At 72.7% G+C, this 16,966-nt stretch carries 13 protein-coding genes; 10 read left to right on the plus strand and 3 right to left on the minus strand.

The window, feature by feature from the left end:
* Positions 1-172: 172 nt before the first annotated feature.
* From ACGFK0_RS11600 to ACGFK0_RS11630, 7 genes are all read left to right on the plus strand, one after another.
* Positions 173-3,541, plus strand: a complete 3,369-nt coding sequence (locus ACGFK0_RS11600) for a S8 family serine peptidase (RefSeq protein WP_392903251.1) — start codon at positions 173-175, stop codon at positions 3,539-3,541.
* Positions 3,542-3,732: 191 nt separating this feature from the next.
* On the plus strand, positions 3,733-4,377 hold the full coding sequence (locus ACGFK0_RS11605) for an RNA polymerase sigma factor (protein ID WP_392903253.1): 645 nt from the start codon (positions 3,733-3,735) through the stop codon (positions 4,375-4,377).
* A complete protein-coding gene (locus ACGFK0_RS11610; RefSeq protein ID WP_392903256.1) occupies positions 4,374-5,609 on the plus strand; it encodes a hypothetical protein in 1,236 nt (411 codons plus the stop codon). Before ACGFK0_RS11605 ends, ACGFK0_RS11610 begins: the two co-directional genes overlap by 4 nt.
* 164 nt (positions 5,610-5,773) lie before the next feature.
* Positions 5,774-6,325 carry an RNA polymerase sigma factor gene (locus tag ACGFK0_RS11615; RefSeq protein WP_392903258.1) on the plus strand — a complete coding sequence of 184 codons (552 nt, stop codon included), beginning with the start codon at positions 5,774-5,776 and terminating at the stop codon, positions 6,323-6,325.
* A 16-nt stretch (positions 6,326-6,341) separates the two neighbouring features.
* Positions 6,342-7,562, plus strand: coding sequence for a CU044_5270 family protein (locus tag ACGFK0_RS11620; RefSeq protein ID WP_392903260.1), 1,221 nt, complete (start codon positions 6,342-6,344; stop codon positions 7,560-7,562).
* A 186-nt stretch (positions 7,563-7,748) separates the two neighbouring features.
* On the plus strand, positions 7,749-8,312 hold the full coding sequence (locus ACGFK0_RS11625; RefSeq protein ID WP_392903263.1) for an RNA polymerase sigma factor: 564 nt from the start codon (positions 7,749-7,751) through the stop codon (positions 8,310-8,312).
* A gap of 2 nt (positions 8,313-8,314) precedes the next feature.
* A complete protein-coding gene (locus tag ACGFK0_RS11630; RefSeq protein ID WP_392903265.1) occupies positions 8,315-9,520 on the plus strand; it encodes a hypothetical protein in 1,206 nt (401 codons plus the stop codon).
* A gap of 118 nt (positions 9,521-9,638) precedes the next feature.
* On the opposite strand, the gene ACGFK0_RS11635 is transcribed toward ACGFK0_RS11630, so the two are convergent.
* On the minus strand, positions 9,639-11,216 hold the full coding sequence (locus tag ACGFK0_RS11635; RefSeq protein ID WP_392903267.1) for a 3-hydroxyacyl-CoA dehydrogenase: 1,578 nt from the start codon (positions 11,214-11,216) through the stop codon (positions 9,639-9,641).
* 75 nt (positions 11,217-11,291) lie between these two features.
* Positions 11,292-11,546, minus strand: a complete 255-nt coding sequence (locus ACGFK0_RS11640; protein WP_392903269.1) for a hypothetical protein — start codon at positions 11,544-11,546, stop codon at positions 11,292-11,294.
* A gap of 184 nt (positions 11,547-11,730) precedes the next feature.
* On the opposite strand from ACGFK0_RS11640, the gene ACGFK0_RS11645 reads away from it, so the two are divergent.
* Entirely contained in the window at positions 11,731-12,939 is a 1,209-nt protein-coding gene (locus ACGFK0_RS11645; protein ID WP_392903272.1) for an acetyl-CoA C-acetyltransferase, read from the plus strand.
* Here ACGFK0_RS11645 and ACGFK0_RS11650 read toward each other — a convergent pair.
* Positions 12,936-13,532 (minus strand): TIGR03086 family metal-binding protein, encoded by a 597-nt coding sequence (locus ACGFK0_RS11650; RefSeq protein WP_392903274.1) that lies wholly within the window; start codon positions 13,530-13,532, stop codon positions 12,936-12,938. The genes ACGFK0_RS11645 and ACGFK0_RS11650 overlap by 4 nt on opposite strands.
* A gap of 299 nt (positions 13,533-13,831) precedes the next feature.
* Between ACGFK0_RS11650 and ACGFK0_RS11655 the strand changes: the two genes are divergently transcribed.
* Positions 13,832-15,979 (plus strand): (Fe-S)-binding protein, encoded by a 2,148-nt coding sequence (locus ACGFK0_RS11655; protein WP_392903277.1) that lies wholly within the window; start codon positions 13,832-13,834, stop codon positions 15,977-15,979.
* A gap of 178 nt (positions 15,980-16,157) precedes the next feature.
* A complete protein-coding gene (locus ACGFK0_RS11660; RefSeq protein ID WP_392903279.1) occupies positions 16,158-16,907 on the plus strand; it encodes a ZIP family metal transporter in 750 nt (249 codons plus the stop codon).
* The last annotated feature ends 59 nt before the right edge of the window (positions 16,908-16,966 follow it).

Below are 16,966 nucleotides of genomic sequence, written 5' to 3' on the forward strand. Positions count from 1 at the left end.
GTCAAATGACTTGAGTCGACCGGACTCAACTTTGCTGACGTCTTCATTAACAGGACGTCTGAGCCAGGTATTCCAGTTCCCCATCTCCTGAAAGAAACCGGGATCCGTCGACACCTCCGCCGTGAAGTCGATCACCCACATCGGGTGATCACTTGTGAGGAGAGGAGACTCGATGACCCCCAGAAGCCGGAGCCGGGCACTGCTCGGCATCCTGCTGGCGGCGGGCGCGCTCACCGCGACGCCCGCGCCGGCCCAAGCCGACCCGCCGCCACCCCCCACGGGCGGCCTGCCCTCGGGCAAGGCATGGAAGGTCACCCTGCTGACCGGTGACGTGGTCCAGGTTCGGACGGTCGAGGGCAAGCCACCGATGGTCTCGGTGACCCCCGCACCAGGCCGCGAGAAGCGCTCGTTCCGCAAGGAGATCCGCCCGGACGGGCACGTCGTGGTCACTCCGCTCGACATCGCGCCGCTGGCCGGCCGGGTCATCGACCGCGAACTGTTCGACGTCACCGCCCTGATCTCGCAGGGCTACGACGACGCCCGCAGCAAGGACCTGCCCTTGATCGTCCAGCGCGACAAGGGCGTCCACGCCATGTCGGCGCTCGGCGGCGCCCTCGACAAGACGCGAGACCTGCCGAGCATCGACGCCGTCGCCGTCCGGCAGTCCAAGGACGACGCGCGCACCCTCGGCGACGCACTCGCCGGGATGCGCGGCCCGTCCGCCAAGGCCACGGGCGGCATCCGGCGCATCTGGCTGGACGGCAGGGTCAAGGCGAACTTCGCCCCCACCGCCCCCACCGCACGCCGGTTCGACCGGAACCTGCGCCAGGTCGGCGCCCCGAAGGCGTGGCGGGCCGGATACACCGGCAAGGGAGCGGAGGTCGCCGTTCTCGACACCGGCGTCGATGCCGGGCACCCGGACCTCAAGGGCCGCATCGCCGCGACGAAGAACTTCTCCGAATCGCCCGGCACCGCCGACCGCCTCGGCCACGGCACGCACGTCGCCGCGACGATCGCCGGGACCGGTGCCGCGTCGGGCGGCGAGCGCAAGGGCATGGCCCCGGACGCGGACCTGCTGATCGGCAAGGTCCTCGACGACCGGGGCTACGGCACCGATTCCGGCGTGATCGCCGGGATGCAGTGGGCCGCACCGCGCGCCGACGTCGTCAACATGAGCCTCGGCGGTTTCCCCACCGACGGCACCGACCCCCTTTCCGTGGCGCTGGACAACCTCACCGCCGAGCACGGCACGCTGTTCGTCGTGGCCGCGGGCAACGACGGTGCGATCCAGTCGGTCGGCGCGCCGGGCACGGCCAAGGCCGCGCTCACGGTCGGCGCGGTCGACGCCCACGACGCACTCGCGGAGTTCTCCAGCCGGGGCCCGGTCGGCCATACCGCCAAACCGGAGATCGTCGCACCCGGCGTCGAGATCGTCGCCGCGCGCGCCGAGGGCACCGCGCTGGGCACCCCGATCGGGGCGAACTACACGAAGATGTCCGGCACGTCGATGGCGGCACCGCACGTCGCCGGCGCCGCGGCGCTGCTCGCCGCGAAGCACCCCCGCTGGAAGCCCGCCCGGCTCAAGGCCGCCCTCGTCGGCACCGGCGACCCCGCCACCGGCGGTGACGCCTACGAGCGCGGGGCCGGACGGCTCGACGCCGGCGATGCCGCACGCGCCCCCGTCCTCACCGCCCAGAGCATCGTCGACCTCGGGACGTCGCAGTACCCGGACCACGGCGCCCTGTCCACGGAGCTCGGCTGGACGTCCAACGCCTCCCGCCCCGTCCACATGAGGCTGAGCGTCGAGGTCGTCGACCGGCAGGGCCGCACGGCGCACGGCGCGGCGAGCGTCCCCGCCCGGGTCGAGATCCCGGCGGGCGCCACCGCGTCCGCCGAACTGGAGATCGACGCCTCGAAGCTCGCCGGACGTCCCGGCCTGTACACGGCGGTCGTGACCGCGAAGGGCGCCGGCGCGACCCTCGAAACGCCGGTGACCTTCTACGTCGAACCCCCGACGCACACGCTCACCGTCAAGGCGACTCCCCTGCCCGGCACGGACGCCGCGGACCTGTACGCCTACGCGACCGTGACCCACCTGACCGACATCGTCGAGCTCTCCACGATCGTCGAAGTCCTGGACGGCACGACCGAGATCCGTGTCCCGGAAGGCCGGTATGCCGTCCTCGGGTCCGTCCAGCACGGCGGAACGGGCGGGAACGACTGGCGCTACGCCCTCGCCGGCACCCCCGAGGTCCTCGTCGACCATGACATGACCGTCACGCTCGACGGCGCGAAGGCCCGTCCGGCCACGGTGAGCGTCGAGGGCACCCGGACGAAGGCGCTCTCGAACTACGCGGCCGTCGTCCGCTCCACCAGGCAGGGCATCTGGACGATGCTCGTCACTTCCGGCGACGCCGAGACGTCACCCATGATGCTCCAGCCGATGGACGCCCCCGAGACCGGCGGGTTCCGGGCCTACACGGCACACCGGCTCAGCGGGCCCGAGGGGTTCTACGACGTGCTGCGTCCTCTGGGCGGCGGGATCCCCGCGGATCCGTCCCACGTCATCACCACCGCCGCCCAGGCGAGGATGGCCCGCGTCCACCAGCGGTTCGCCGCATTCGGCGGGAACGAGAGCGAACTCATCAGCGACAAGCGCTATGGGCTCACCCCCGAGGGCCTGCTGCTCTTCGATGGACTGGCGTCCGACACACCGGCCGGGACGACCCGTACGGATCACGTGTCGACCGGCGGAGGCGTCCGCTGGCTGGCCTGGGGGTCCCCGCAGGGCATTCCTGACGGATGGGTCGACCAGAGCACGTTCCTCGAACTCCGGCCGGGCCGGCGTGTCGAGCACACATGGGGACGTCAGCCGCTGCGCCCCGGCCCATACTCCGCCACCGGTGTCTCCCCGAGCATCTGCACGCCCGCCCCCACGACCCGCACGCGCGGCAACCTGCACGTCCAGCTGGTCGACCTGCAGACCCGTCCGGACGGGTTCGACTGCGGCGTGAACGGGATAAAGGGCAAGCTCACGCTGTTCGCCGGAGACGAGAAGCTCGGCGAGAAGGAGGGGCCGGCCGGCGACTTCCTCATCCCGTCCGGCCGCAGGGAGTACCGGCTGACGTACCGGAACGACGCGTCGGCGATCCTGCCGGTGTCGACCCGCACCTCCACGTCCTGGACGTTCCGCTCGCCCGCGCCGCGCGGGAATGAGAGCGTCCGCGTCCCGCTGCTGACCGTCGACTACGACCTCGGCCTCGACCTGCGCAATCAGCCGACGGGCAAGCCCGCCGTCCTGACGGTCGCGCGAGTCGCCGGCACCGGCGGCGCCAAGGTCACCGGCCTGCGCTTCTGGACGTCCCTGGACGATGGGAAGACCTGGCAGGCCGCCGCCGTGAAGCCGCTGGGCGAGGGCCGCTTCAGCGCGCCGCTCCCACCGGCGGCAGGCGGCCGGTCCGTGTCGGTCCGCGTCACGGCCGCCGACGCGGGCGGCAGCGGCATCGACCAGCAGATCATCCGGGCCTACCGCATCCGCTGATCCGAGGCGGTGCCGGATTCACCGCTCACCAGAGGTCTTCGCCCTTCCCGGGCTCCCTGCGGGAAGGGCGAAGGCGTTTCCGCGGGGAGGGGGGACGACGCCCGAGACCGCGCCGTCCGCCGTCCGCCGTCCGCCATGAGCAGGATGAGGCATGTGCGTGAAGGCGGAGCGGGGCATCGGTTGAGAACCGGGTGACCGAGCACTTCCCCCCCGACAGCGAGGATCACCTCATGGCCCATCCCGACCCACCGGATCCCGGTGCGGACGCGCCCGACGCGGTGGCGATCGTCCGCTCGCGGCGCGATCCCGCCGCGTTCGCGGAGATCTTCCACCGCCATTTCGCCGCGATCCACGGGTACGCGGCGCGGCGCCTCGGCGTGGACGCGGCGGACGACATCGCCGCCGAGACGTTCCTCACCGCGTTCCGCAAGCGCGGCCGTTTCGACCCGGAGCGCGGCACGGTCCGTCCCTGGCTGTACGGCATCGCGACCCGGCTGATCGGGCTGCACCGGCGTGCGGAGAGCCGCCGCTACCGGGCCCTCGCACGCACGCCCGCCGAGCACACCGAGGACGGCCACGAGGACGTCATCGCGGCGCGCGTCACCGCCGGCGGCGTGGGCGCCGACCTCGGGGACGCGCTGGCCCGCCTGCCGCGCGGGGACCGGGACGTCCTGCTGCTGATCGCGCTGGCCGACCTGTCCTACGAGGAGGTCGGGCAGGCACTCGGCCTGAAGACCGGCACGGTCGCGTCCCGGCTCCACCGTGCCCGCCGCCGCCTGAGGGAGTCGCTCGGCGGAGTCAACCCCACCCTGATCATTGAGGAGACGCCCGCGTGAACGACATCGACGCGAACGAGACGGACCGGATCCGGCGGCTGCTGCGCGAGCCGCCGCCCCCGTCGGCCGAGGCCGCGGCGAAGGCGCTGACCATGCTGGAGGCAGAGATGGCGCCGGGCGGGAAGCGCTTCAGGGCTTCCCGAGCGGGACGGCGGCGGTTCGGCTGGCGGCTCAAGGCCGGTGCCGGTGTGGCCGCCTTGGGTGCCGGGGCCGCGGTCGCGATCGTGGCCGTGGGGCCGGGTGCGGGGTTGGAGGCGCCCGGCGCGCCCACGTCCCCGGGCTCGGTGGACCTGGGCAAGCGGGCGGTGCTGGCGGCGGCGGAGAACGCCGAGGCGCAGCCGGCCGGCAAGTACTGGTACACCGACGTCGTCAGCGGCCAGTCCTACGTCGTACGGTCCAAGTCCGGCGCCGCGTACGCGATCGTCGGCGCGCACAGCGAGCTGTTCGGCTGGCACGGCGTGAAGCCCGGCATGGGCGGGATGTACTACGGCCGCGACCTCCCGGCCCGCCCGCTGACCGCCCGGGACGGGGAACTGTGGCGCAAGGACGGGTCGCCGTCGAGTTTCCGCGTCTGGTCGGGCGACAAGCACCTCACCTTCACCACCGAGGCGACGACGTGGCGCTCGGACGTGCCGGGCACGGGCCCGGACCCCGTGGGCGCCGGGAAGGTCGCCTTGGGCAAGTCGGCCGAGGAGCTTCAGAACCTGCCCACCGACCCGGCCGAGCTCACCACGATGTTCCTTGAGGGGCCGGCGGATCTGGAGAGGCTGCGGTCCTTGGGGAGGACGCCCCCGCCCATCGCCCCGCGGGTGCTGCCCAACGTCCAGATCCGGAACGTGGGGGAGCTGCTGGGCGGCCCGACGCCGCCGAAGGTCCGGGCCGGTCTCATCCGGGCGCTGACAGCCCGGCCGGGCGTCCATGCGATCGGCCAGGTCACCGACCCGATGGGCCGCCAGGGTGTCGCGCTGGCCGGATATTCCCTCCCCAGCACGGACGACGGCGAGTCCGGCACGCCGAAGAGCGAGCAGGGGACCTACCGCTCCCGCAACGTGATCGTCTTCGACGAGCGCAGCGGCGCACTGCTGTCCCTGCACGAGGAGCTGACCGACCCCGGCGGCCCGTACCGGACGCGGAAGCCCGGCTTCGTCATCAACTACGAGGTCTTCCGCAGCACCGGCTGGACGGACACCAAGCCCTCGCCGCCGGCGGAACAGCCCTTCCGGCTGCGCTGACCCGCAGGCCGGGCCCGGTTCCGGGGTCCCGCACCGGCCGGTCTCCGTCCTTCCACCGGACCGAGACCGGCCGTTCCGTTCCAGGTACTCCGGATGCTTCGGTAAGAAGCGGCGGGCCCGGACCACTACCCGGGTGACGAACCCCCGGACGAAGGGCTCGAACCTTGTCGGACCCCGAAGACATCGCCCGGTTCACGGCGGTCTACGACGCGTACCATCCGCGCGTCCACGCCTATGTCGTGAGCCGGGTCGGCGGGCAGGCCGCCGAAGAGATCACGAGTGAGGCGTTCTGCGTCGCGTGGCGGCGCATCCGCGACCTACCGGACGAGCCGCTGCCCTGGCTGTTCGGCATCGCGCGCAACCTGCTGCGCGAGTCGTACCGGGTGCGGGAACGGCGGGACGCGCTGACCCGCGAGCTGCGGACCTGGGCGGCGGGGCAGCCGCCCGCCGGTGACGTCGCGGAGGCGGTGGCCGAGCGCGCCGGGGTGCTGCGCGCGCTGGCGGACCTGTCCGACGGCGACCGCGAGCTGCTGACGCTGGTCGCCTGGCACGCGCTGTCACCGGACGAGGCGGCGAAGGTCGTCGGATGCTCGAAGGCCGCGCTCTACGTGCGGCTGCACCGCGCCCGGCGGCGGCTGGAGCGCGCGTTGACCGCGCAGTCGCGGATACCGGACCCCGACGTGTCCGCGCGCGGCGCCGTCCCGAATCACTCCTGAGAGGAAAAGCAGTCCGATGAAGCATGACGTGATGAAGGCGCTGTCCGCGGCACGGCCCGGGCAGCTCGACCCCTCGGCGGACCCGGCCGCCGCCGGCGCGCGCCGGGAACGTGACCTGGAGCGGGCGCTCCGGGCGGCCCCGGAGGCGGCGCCGCCCGCGGGACGGGCACGGGGGCGCCGTCCCGTCCGCTGGGGGGCGTTCGGGCTGGGCGCCCTCGCCGCCGGCGCCGCGGCCGCCGTCGCCGTCGCGGCCATCGGCTCCGGCTCCGGCTCCCCGGCGACGCCGGGCACTCCCGCCAGTGTCGACCTGGGCAAGCGGGCGGTGCTGGCGGCGGCGGAGAACGCCGAGGCGCAGCCGACCGGCGAGTACTGGTACAGCGACATCGTCAGCGGCCGGGCGGCCGTCGTGCGCGCCCCGACCGGGGCCTACGCGATCACCGTTTCGCACGGCGAGTCGTTCAGCTGGCACGGCGCGAAGTCCGGGATGGGCTCGGCGTACTTCCAGCGCGACCTGCCCGCCCGCCCGCAGACCGCACGGGACCGGGAGCTGTGGCGGAAGGCCGGGTCGCCGGCGAGTTTCCGCGTCCCGACCGACGGCGGCGACGTCACGTTCACCACCAAGGCGGCGCCGTGGCGGTCGGAGGGGCCGGAGGCCGGCCACGACGCGGGCGGCGGCGGCGATTTCCTGGACGGCAAGTCGGCGGAGGATCTGCGGAACCTGCCGACCGACCCGGCCGAGCTCGCCGCCATGTTCCTCAGTCCGGAGGACGAGGGGGCGGCCGCCGGTCTCCAGCCGGGCGCGCGGGCGAAGGGCCCCGCCTTCCGGCGGGCCGTGCCGCACAGCAAGATCATGAGGGTGGCGTCCCTGCTGATGAACAACCCGCTCCCGCCGAAGGTGCGGGCGGGCCTGATGCGGGCGCTGGCCGCTCAGGAGGGGGTCCGGCCGATCGGCCGCGTCACCGATCCGCTGGGCCGGCCGGGCGTCGCCCTGGCCGCCGCCGACCGCGCCACGACGATCACCGACGGGCCGGAGGCCGGCCGGGGGACGTGGCACTCCCGCCCGGTGATCATCTTCGATGAGCGCACGGGCGCGCTGCTGTCCCGGCAGGAGCAGCTGACCAGGCCCGGCGGCGAGTACGCCGGGATGAAGCCCGGCTTCGTCGTCGAGCACCAGACCGTCCGGTCGGCGACGTGGACCGACGGCAAGCCGAAGCCGCCGGCGAAGCTGCCTCACTGACCCCGGGGCTCCCGTCCCGCAGGCCCTCCGCCCCCGACCCGGGGCGGGGGGCCTGCTTGCGTGGATCATTCGGAAAACGGCCGGCGAATCACCGAAAGCGGAACGGGGCGGTGACGGAGTAAGGGGTGAGGACAATCCCCCCTGGAGGTGTGTGATGACCGATGGATCCGGCACACGGACGGTCGCGTGACCACCGCGCACGAGATCGACGACACCGCGATCGTCGCCGCGTCCCTGGACGACCCCGAGCGGTTCACCGCCGTGTACGACCGGCATTTCCCGGCCGTGTACCGGTACGTGGCCGGACGCCTCGGCGCGCAGGCGGCGGACGACGTCGTCGCCGAGACGTTCCTCGCCGCGTTCCGCCGCCGCGCCGCGTTCGATCCCGCCCGGGGGGACGTCCGGCCCTGGCTGTTCGGCATCGCGACCACGCTCGTCGCGCAGCACCGCCGCGTCGAGACCCGCCGCTACCGGGCGCTCGCCCGGCTCGGCGCCGAACCGGACATCGGCGGCCATGAGGACCGCGTCGTGGGCGCCGTGACGGCCGCCGGGAGGCGTCCGGACCTGGCGCGGGCGCTGACCCGGCTGTCGCGCAAGGAACGCGACGTCGTGCTGCTGGTGGCGCTCGCCGACCTCAAGCACGAGGAGATCGCCGCCGTGCTCGGCGTCCCGTCCGGAACGGTCGGCTCCCGCCTGAACCGCGCACGCCGGAAGCTGCGTGCGGCCCTCTCTCTCACCGACGGAGACTGACCATGGACGAAATGCAGATGATCGCCGAGATGCTGGACGAGCGGCCGGCCGAGGCCGCCGCCGACACGGGCCGCCGGCGCCTGCGCAAGGAGATCGCCGCCCCGGCGCGCCGCACACCGTCGTGGTTCGGGCTGCGGTTCAAGGCCGGGCTCGGCGTGGTCGCGGCGGGCACGGCGGCCGCCGTCGCCATCACCGCCGTCGGTTCGGGGGCGCCCGCACCACCGGGGTCGCCGTCTCAGGTGGAGCTGGCCGACCGGGCGGTGCTGGCGGCGGCGGACAAGGCCGCCGCGCAGCCGATCGGCAAGTACTGGTCCTCCGGCTGGATCTCGGGCCAGTCCTACATCGTGCGGGCCGAGACCGGTGATTACGCGATCGTCGGCGCGCAGACCGAGTTCTTCAGATGGTCGGGCGCCAAGTCGGGCATGGGCGAGGCGTTCTACGGACGCGAACTGCCGGCCAGGCTCCACACGGCGCGGGACAAGGAGCTGTGGAAGAAGGCCGGGTCGCCGCCGGAGTTCAGGGTCTGGTCGAACGACCACTACTACACCTACGGCCGGAAGGCGACGGAGTGGGAGGTGGACGACCCGGACCCGGCGGGCGGCGGGAACTGGCTGGGCGGCAGGACCGTCGAGGACTTCCAGCGGCTGCCGACCGACCCGGAGAAGCTCGCCGCCATGTTCTTCGTGCCCCGCGGGTCGCGCGAGATCACGGACCCGCGAAAGCTCCGCCAGGCCGAGAAGCGGGTCGGGGAGCACAGCGGGAAGCTGCGGACGCCGCCCCCGATGACCGCCTTCCACAAGCTCTTTCTGGTCGAGAACATGCTGCAGGACGCGCCCGTGCCGCCGGCGGTCCGGGCCGGGCTCATGCGGGCGCTCGCCGCGCAGCCGGGGGTGAGGTCGGTGGGTGAGCGGACCGACCCGCTGGGACGTGAGGGCGTCGCGCTGGCAGCCGACCGGGAGACCAGCCGCATCACCGGGGAGTGGGGCGCGCCGGAGGCCGAACGCGGCGAGTACGGCAGCCGGGCGGAGCTGATCTTCGACCGGGAGACCGGCGAGATGCTGGCCGCGCAGAACGTGCTGACCAGGCCCGGAGGACCGTACCGGGACCGCGAGCCCGGGTTCGTGATCGACTACTCGGTCGTCCGCGACTCCGGCTGGACCGACACCAGGCCGAAGCCGGCCGAGAAGCTCCCTTCCTGGCCTCTGTGACCCGGGGCTCCCACCCGGCAGGCCCCCGTCCGGCACCCGGGCGGGGGCCTGCCGGGCGGGGGCCTGCCGGGCCGGGGCCTGCCGGACCGGCCTGCCGGACGGGCGTACCCGGTCGCCGTCAGGACGTGAGGTCGGACGTGAGGTCGGACGTGAGGTCGGACGGGACGGTGCCGGTCGCGGTGAGGGGGAGGCCGAGCGCCACCCGTTCGGCCAGCCAGGCGCTCGGACGGTAGCGCGGGTCCCCGGTGGAGGCGTGCAGGCCGCGCAGGACCTCTAGGACGCGGCCGGCCCCGGCGTCCTCACCCCACTCCAGCGGACCGCGCGGGTAGCCGAGCCCGAGCCGGACGGCCGTGTCGATGTCCTCGGGACGGGCGAGCCTCTGCTCCGCAATCCCGCAGCCCACATTCACGATCGACGCGACAAGCCGCTGAGCGACGGGCGCGGGGGCGTCCCGGACGACGGTGACGGGGCGTCCCGGGGCGGCGAGGGCCGCGAGACCGGCGCGACCGGTCTCCTTGTCGACACCCGGGTGCACGGACACGGCGAGACGGCTGAAGAACCCGCCGAACGGGTCGACGCCCAAGGTGCGCTCTAGGGGGAGGCCTTCGGTGCGGGCGGTGTCGACGGTGCTGCGCCCGAGCGGTGCGACGAGCACGACGGCCCGGCTGGACGGCTCGTCCCCCGCCTCGACCTCGACTCCGGCCGTCGACAGCAGCGCGCCCAGCTCCTCACGGACGTCGCCGTGCACCCAGACAGGGCGGGCCTCCACGGCCGGTGCCGTGACCTCGGGCGGCTCCTGCTTGGACCCGTCCACGTACTTGTAAAAGCCTTCGCCCGTCTTGCGTCCGAGCAGGCCCGCCTCCATCCGCGCCCGCCCGAGCCGGGACGGACGGAACCGCGGCTCCGTGTAGAAGCCCGTCCAGATGGACTCCATGACGGGGTGCGAAACGTCCATCCCGGTGAGGTCGAGCAGTTCGCAGGGGCCCATCTTGAGGCCCAGGACGTCCCGTGCGACCCGGTCGATGTCGACGGGCTCGGCGGCACCTTCCGACAGGATCTGCAGAGCCTCCGTCACCAGGCCGCGCCCAGCATGGTTGACCAGGAAGCCGGGTGCGTCCGGCGCGAGCACCGGTTCGTGCCCGAGACGCTGGACGAGTTCGGCGAGCGCCCCCGGGATCCACTCGGCCGTCCGCGCGCCCGGAATCACCTCGACGAGCCGCATCAACGGCACCGGGTTGAAGAAATGCAGCCCCGCGACCCTGGACGGGTCCTTCAGAGCCGCCGCGATCGCCGTCACCGGCAGAGAACTGGTGTTCGTCACGAGGATCGTGTGCTCGGGGCAGGCCTTCTCCAGGGCCGAGAACAGTTCCCGCTTGGTATCCAGGTCTTCGCGCACAGCCTCGATGACGAGATCGCACTCCTGGAACGGCGTGAGCGGCTCACCCACCGGCCGCAGCCTGCCCTTGGCGGCCTCCGCCTCACCCTCGGCCATCCGTCCCTTGCCGACGAGCTTGTCGAACATTCCGGAGACGTACTCGACCGCGTCGACCACGGCCTCCGCCCGGACGTCCGCCAGTTCCACCGTCAGCCCGCCCGCCGCCGCGAACTGCGCGATGCCGCGCCCCATCGCCCCGGCGCCGATCACCCGGATCGTGCGCACGTCCCGCGCCCAGTGCTCCACCGTGCCGCTCCGCAATGCCGCCTCCCGCGTCCGTCGGCAGGATAGTGGGGGCGTTCCGGACGCCCACGGTGCCGGGTGCCCGCTCGCGGGTCAGTCGTCGTCGCCGCCCCCGCCGTCTTCGTTCTCCCGGTCGCCGCCGTCCTCGTTCTCCCGGTCGCCGCCGTCCTCGTCACCGCCGCCGCCGTCGCCGTCCTCGTCACCACCGCCGCCGCCGCAGCCGGCCGTCACCGCGGCCGTGGCCCCCAGAACCCCGGCCACCGCCATCGCGGTCGGGACCGACGCCGGCGTCAGGGCCAGCACCGCGGCGATCAACGTCTTGAGCATCTTCATCGGCAGCCTCGCCATGACGTCCTCCCAGATCCTGATGAGCGTCCCAGGGCGGGACGCTCCACGCCGGGGCTACCCGGGCGCGGTCCGCCCCAACGTCCGAGCGGTGTCCTCCACTGGGCGGAAGCCCGCCGACACCCTGCCCGGAGCCGGGCCGTAACCTTCGAAGCGCCGCCGTCGGCACCCGAGTTGAGGAGCGAACATGCGTGAAGCGGTCATCTGCGAGCCGCTGCGTACCCCGATCGGCCGGTTCGGCGGGGTGCTGAAGACCGTCCCGCCCGTCGAGCTCGCCGCCACCGTCATCCGCGCGCTCGCCGAACGCACCGGCCTGCCCGGCGACGCGGTCGACGAGGTCGTCCTCGGCCACTGCTACCCCACCGCCGACGCCCCCGCCATCGGACGCGTCGCCGCGCTCGACGCCGGGCTCCCCATCGAGGTCGGCGGCACCCAGATCGACCGGCGCTGCGGATCGGGGCTCCAGGCCGTCCTGGACGCCGCCATGCAGATCCAGCTCGGCGTCAGCGACGTGATCATCGCGGGCGGGGCGGAGAGCATGAGCAACGCGCCGTTCTACACGACGCAGGCGCGCTGGGGCGTCCGCGGCCCGTCCCTCGAACTGCACGACGCGCTCGCCCAGGGCCGCGTCACCGCCGGCGGCGTCAACCACCCCGTACCCGGCGGGATGCTGGAGACCGCGGAGAACCTGCGGCGCGAGTACGGCATCGGGCGCGAGGAGCAGGACGAGCTGTCCGCGCGTTCGCACCGGCGCGCCGTCGCGGCCCAGGAGTCGGGGGTGTTCGCCGAGGAGATCGTCCCGGTGACCGTCCGGGGGCGTAAGGGCGACACGGTCGTCGACACCGACGAGCACCCGCGTCCCGGCACGACCGCCGAGGGGCTGGCGAAGCTGCGTCCCGTCCTCGGCAGGTCCGACGACCAGGCCACCGTCACCGCCGGCAACGCCAGCGGCCAGAACGACGCGGCCGCCGCCTGCGTCGTCACCACCTCCGAACGCGCCGCCGAGCTGGGGCTGCGGCCGCTCGTCCGGCTCGTGTCGTGGGCCCGCGCCGGCGTGCCGCCCCGCACGATGGGCCTCGGCCCCGTCCCCGCCACCGCGAAGGCCCTGGACAGGGCCGGGCTCACCCTCGCCGACATCGACCTCGTCGAGCTGAACGAGGCGTTCGCCGCGCAGGTCCTCGCCGTCGCCCGCGAGTGGGGCCTCAAGGACGCCGACTGGGACCGCGTCAACGTCCACGGCTCCGGCATCTCCCTCGGCCACCCCGTCGGCGCGACCGGCGCCCGCATCCTCGCGACCCTCTCCCGCGAGATGCACCGCCGCGAGGCCCGCTACGGCCTGGAGACGATGTGCATCGGCGGCGGCCAGGGCCTCGCCGCGGTCTTCGAAAGGGTCTAGGACGCCGCGGTCCAGGACGGGTCGCGGCCGGTGAGGGCCACGAGGCGGTCCACGGCGGGCGCGTCGCCGGGGATCTCGACGGCGGGACCGAAGAGGCCCTCGACGCCCTTGCCTCCGCTCTGCTCGACGGTCGGCGCGACGAAGGCGAGGCAGGCCTCGATCTCCTCCTCGCCGGCGTCGTAGGGCTGGCCGCTGGCGCGGGCGATGTCCCAGCCGTGCACGACCAGCTCGTTCATCGCGACATGGCCGGCGTCGTCGCCGGGCAGGTCGATGCCGCCGGCCTTGGTCATGCCCTGCCAGGCGTCCGGGGAGCGCCAGGCGGCGGCGAGCGCGTCGAGCTGCTCGGGGATGCGGGCGCGCCAGTCCGGGGGCAGGGCGGACGCGTCGGCGGACGGCGGCGGCGACGCGCCGTCCGGGAAGTCCTTCGTGGCCGCCCACGTGAAGGCGAGGGTCAGTCCGTTGACGTGGTCGATGAGCGCGGCGAGCGAGGTGCCGGTGCACGGCGTCGGCGCGGTGAGCTGGTGGTCGCGGACGCCCGCGAGCAGGCCGGCCAGGCGCTGCGCGGCGGGTGTGAGGTCGGGCATCGCGGTCATTCGAATCCTCCTGGAACGGTTCGGTGCGTACCGCTGGACGGGATGCCGGCTGGACGGCCGCCGCCCGGTGATATGGACTCGGGAACCGCCCGATACTCATCGCCGCATGAAATCCATAAGGTATGGGGATGCGTGACACCAGGGCGGTGCGTGAAATGGCCTCGTACGGCCGTAGCGTGGGTGACCTGCGCATGTGACGCATAAGCTACTACCGAGTAGTATTCGGGCCCCGGATGAAGCGCAGTCCGTCGCGAGCCCTACGCTGACTGCCATCGCCCGTACCCCAGGAGGACGGAACAGTGTTCTGGATCACGTTGGTCATTGGGCTCGCCGGAACGGCGGTCGCTCTGGCGCTCGCCGGTCGGCGGGTGCTGTTCCTGTACCAGATCGCCAAGAGCGGCCAGCCCGACCCTGAGCGGACGCTGCAGGTCAAGCGGGAGCCCAAGAAGGCCCTCGAAGGCCAGGCCGTCGAGGTCCTCGGCCAGCGCAAGCTGCTGAAATGGACGATCGCCGGCGCCGCGCACTTCGCCGTCATGTGGGCCTTCTTCCTGCTCGCCACCGTCTACGGGGAAGCGGCCGTCCAGCTGCTGTTCGGGCTTGAGGCGCACATCCCCGTCCTGCAGACCTGGGGTCCGATCGGCTTCGTCCAGGACACCATCGCCCTCGCCTGCCTCACCGGCCTGGTCGTCTTCACCCTCATCCGGTTCAAGAACTCGCCGAAGCGGCTGGGCCGCCAGTCCCGGTTCAAGGGCTCGCACCTGTCCGGCGCCTGGATCACGCTCTTCATGATCTTCAACGTGATCTGGACGATGTTCTTCTTCCGGGGCGTCGAGGTCGCCCGCGGCAACTTCGGCTACAACAAGGCCGCCTACTTCTCCCACCTGACCGGCAAGCTGTTCGAGGGCATGAGCGACGACACCCTCGAAATCCTCGAATCGGCCGGGCTCCTCCTGCACATCGGCGTCGCGCTCGTCTTCCTGGTCTTCGTCGTCCACTCCAAGCACCTGCACATCTTCCTGGCACCGCTGAACGTCATGTTCAAGCGCCGCCCCGACGGCCTCGGCGCCGTCCAGCCGATGATGTCGGACGGCAAGCCGCTCGACTTCGAAGAGGCCGACCCCGACGAGGACATCTTCGGCCGCGGCAAGATCGAGGACTTCACCTGGAAGGGCTTCCTCGACATGGCGACCTGCACCGAGTGCGGCCGCTGCCAGTCGCAGTGCCCCGCCTGGAACACCGGCAAGCCGCTGTCGCCGAAGATGCTCATCCTGGAACTGCGCGACCACGCGCTCGCCAAGGCGCCCTACATGACCGCCTCGGAAGAGGAGCGGGAGAAGTTCACCGACGAGCAGAAGCTCGCCATGCAGGTGGACAAGGAACTCGTCGCCGACGACGGCGTCATCCACCCCGACGTCCTGTGGTCGTGCACCAACTGCGGCGCGTGCGTCGAGCAGTGCCCGGTCGACATCGAGCACATCGACCACATCCTGGACATGCGCCGCTTCCAGGTCATGATCGAGTCCTCGTTCCCGTCCGAGGCCGGCGTCATGCTGAAGAACCTCGAGAACAAGGGCAACCCGTGGGGCATGTCCGAGATGAAGCGCCTCGAATGGATCGAGGAGCTGGACTTCGAGGTCGAGGTCGTCGACGACAAGCTCCCCGAGGACACCGAGTACCTGTTCTGGGTCGGCTGCGCCGGCGCCCTGGAGGACCGCGCCAAGAAGACCACCAAGGCCGTCGCCGAACTCCTGCACATCGCGGGCGTCAAGTTCGCCGTCCTCGGCCCCATGGAGGCGTGCACCGGTGACCCGGCCCGCCGCCTGGGCATGGAGTTCGTCTTCCAGATGCTCGGCCAGCAGAACGTCGAGACGCTGAACGACGCGGGCGCCAAGAAGATCGTCGCGACCTGCCCGCACTGCTTCAACACCCTGGCCAACGAGTACCCGCAGATCGGCGGGAACTACGAGGTCGTCCACCACACGCAGCTGCTCGCGCACCTGGTGGAGACAGGGAAGCTCACCCCGGTCACCCCGATCGAGGAGAACATCACCTACCACGACCCCTGCTTCCTCGGCCGCCACAACAAGGTCTACAAGCAGCCGCGCGACATCATGGCGACCGTCCCAGGCGTCAAGACCCAGGAGATGCACCGCCACAAGGACCGCGGCTTCTGCTGCGGCGCCGGCGGCGCGCGGATGTGGATGGAAGAGCGCATCGGCAAGCGCATCAACACCGAGCGCGTGGACGAGGCCCTGGAGACCAACCCCGACACCGTCTCCACCGCCTGCCCGTTCTGCCTCGTCATGCTGGGCGACGCCATCAACGAGAAGAAGAACACCGGCGATGCCAAGGAGTCCCTGGAAGTCGTCGACGTCTCCCAGCTCCTGATCCGCTCCATCAAGGGCGAAGGCTCCGCCCCGGAGAAGGAGCCCGTGGCCGCCGAGTAGCGGACACCGAACGAAGGAAGGACCCCCGGCCGCCGCCTCGGCCGGGGGTCCTTCTCGTCGCCCGTCTTTCAGAGGCCCTGGACGGGAGGCGCCTGCGGTATGCCCCGCACCAGGGCCTCTGCCGCGTTTCAGGGCGCCGGGAGCGGTTCCGGACGGGTCGGCCTGGTAGAACCCAGGGATGGCCGTCCTCGTGTCCCTCGTCGCGTTCCTGATGACGCTCGTCGGGGGCGTCGCGGCGATGCGGGTACGCGACAACCGGCACCTCGTCCTCGGACTGGCCGGCGGGCTGATGCTCGGCGTCGTCGCGTTCGACCTGATCCCCGAGTCGCTGGAGATGACGCGGCACCGCCCGTTCGGCGTCCCCGCCCCCATGATCGGCTTCGCGGCCGGGTTCCTGCTGCTGCACGTCGTGGAGCAGGCCGTCGCGATCCACCGGGCCCACGAGCACGAGTACGCCCCGCACGTGCACGCCCACGGCCACGCGCCCACCGCCGGCCCGGCGGGGCTGCTCGCCGCGTCCGCGCTCGTCGCGCACAGCCTCATCGACGGCCTCAGCATCGGCCTCGCCTTCCAGTCGGGGACGGACGTGGGGATCCTCGTGGCCCTCGCCGTCGTCGCGCACGACTTCGCGGACGGGTTCAACACCGTCACCGCCGCGTCCCTGAACCGGGGCGACCGCCGGCCCGCCGTCCTGCTGCTCCTCGCCGACGCCGCCGCCCCCGTCGCCGGGGCCGCGTTGGGGACGCTGGCGCAGGTACCGGACGCCGTCCTCGGGCCGTACCTCGGGCTGTTCGCCGGCGTCCTGCTCTACCTGTCCGCCGCCGAGATCCTGCCCGAGGCCCACAGCGTCCACCCGCGCGTGATGACGCTGTGCGCCACCGGGCTCGGGCTGGCCGCCGTCCTGTTCATCGTCGGCCTCGCACACTGACGCCTCCGCGGACCCGTCCGGACACCGCGGGGGCGCAAAGGCAGAGGACCGCCCGGAAA

This window comes from Spirillospora sp. NPDC048823 (assembly GCF_043198445.1).
GTDB lineage: Bacteria > Actinomycetota > Actinomycetes > Streptosporangiales > Streptosporangiaceae > Spirillospora.

What these genes read in the sequence shown, in the direction of transcription:
- ACGFK0_RS11640 (WP_392903269.1), bottom strand. Translation starts at nt 11,546, where the DNA reads ATGGCGAGGCTGCCGATGAAGATGCTCAAGACGTTGATCGCCGCGGTG.
- ACGFK0_RS11600 (WP_392903251.1), top strand. Translation starts at nt 173, where the DNA reads ATGACCCCCAGAAGCCGGAGCCGGGCACTGCTCGGCATCCTGCTGGCG.
- ACGFK0_RS11660 (WP_392903279.1), top strand. Translation starts at nt 16,158, where the DNA reads ATGGCCGTCCTCGTGTCCCTCGTCGCGTTCCTGATGACGCTCGTCGGG.
- ACGFK0_RS11650 (WP_392903274.1), bottom strand. Translation starts at nt 13,532, where the DNA reads ATGACCGCGATGCCCGACCTCACACCCGCCGCGCAGCGCCTGGCCGGC.
- ACGFK0_RS11620 (WP_392903260.1), top strand. Translation starts at nt 6,342, where the DNA reads ATGAAGCATGACGTGATGAAGGCGCTGTCCGCGGCACGGCCCGGGCAG.
- ACGFK0_RS11630 (WP_392903265.1), top strand. Translation starts at nt 8,315, where the DNA reads ATGGACGAAATGCAGATGATCGCCGAGATGCTGGACGAGCGGCCGGCC.
- ACGFK0_RS11645 (WP_392903272.1), top strand. Translation starts at nt 11,731, where the DNA reads ATGCGTGAAGCGGTCATCTGCGAGCCGCTGCGTACCCCGATCGGCCGG.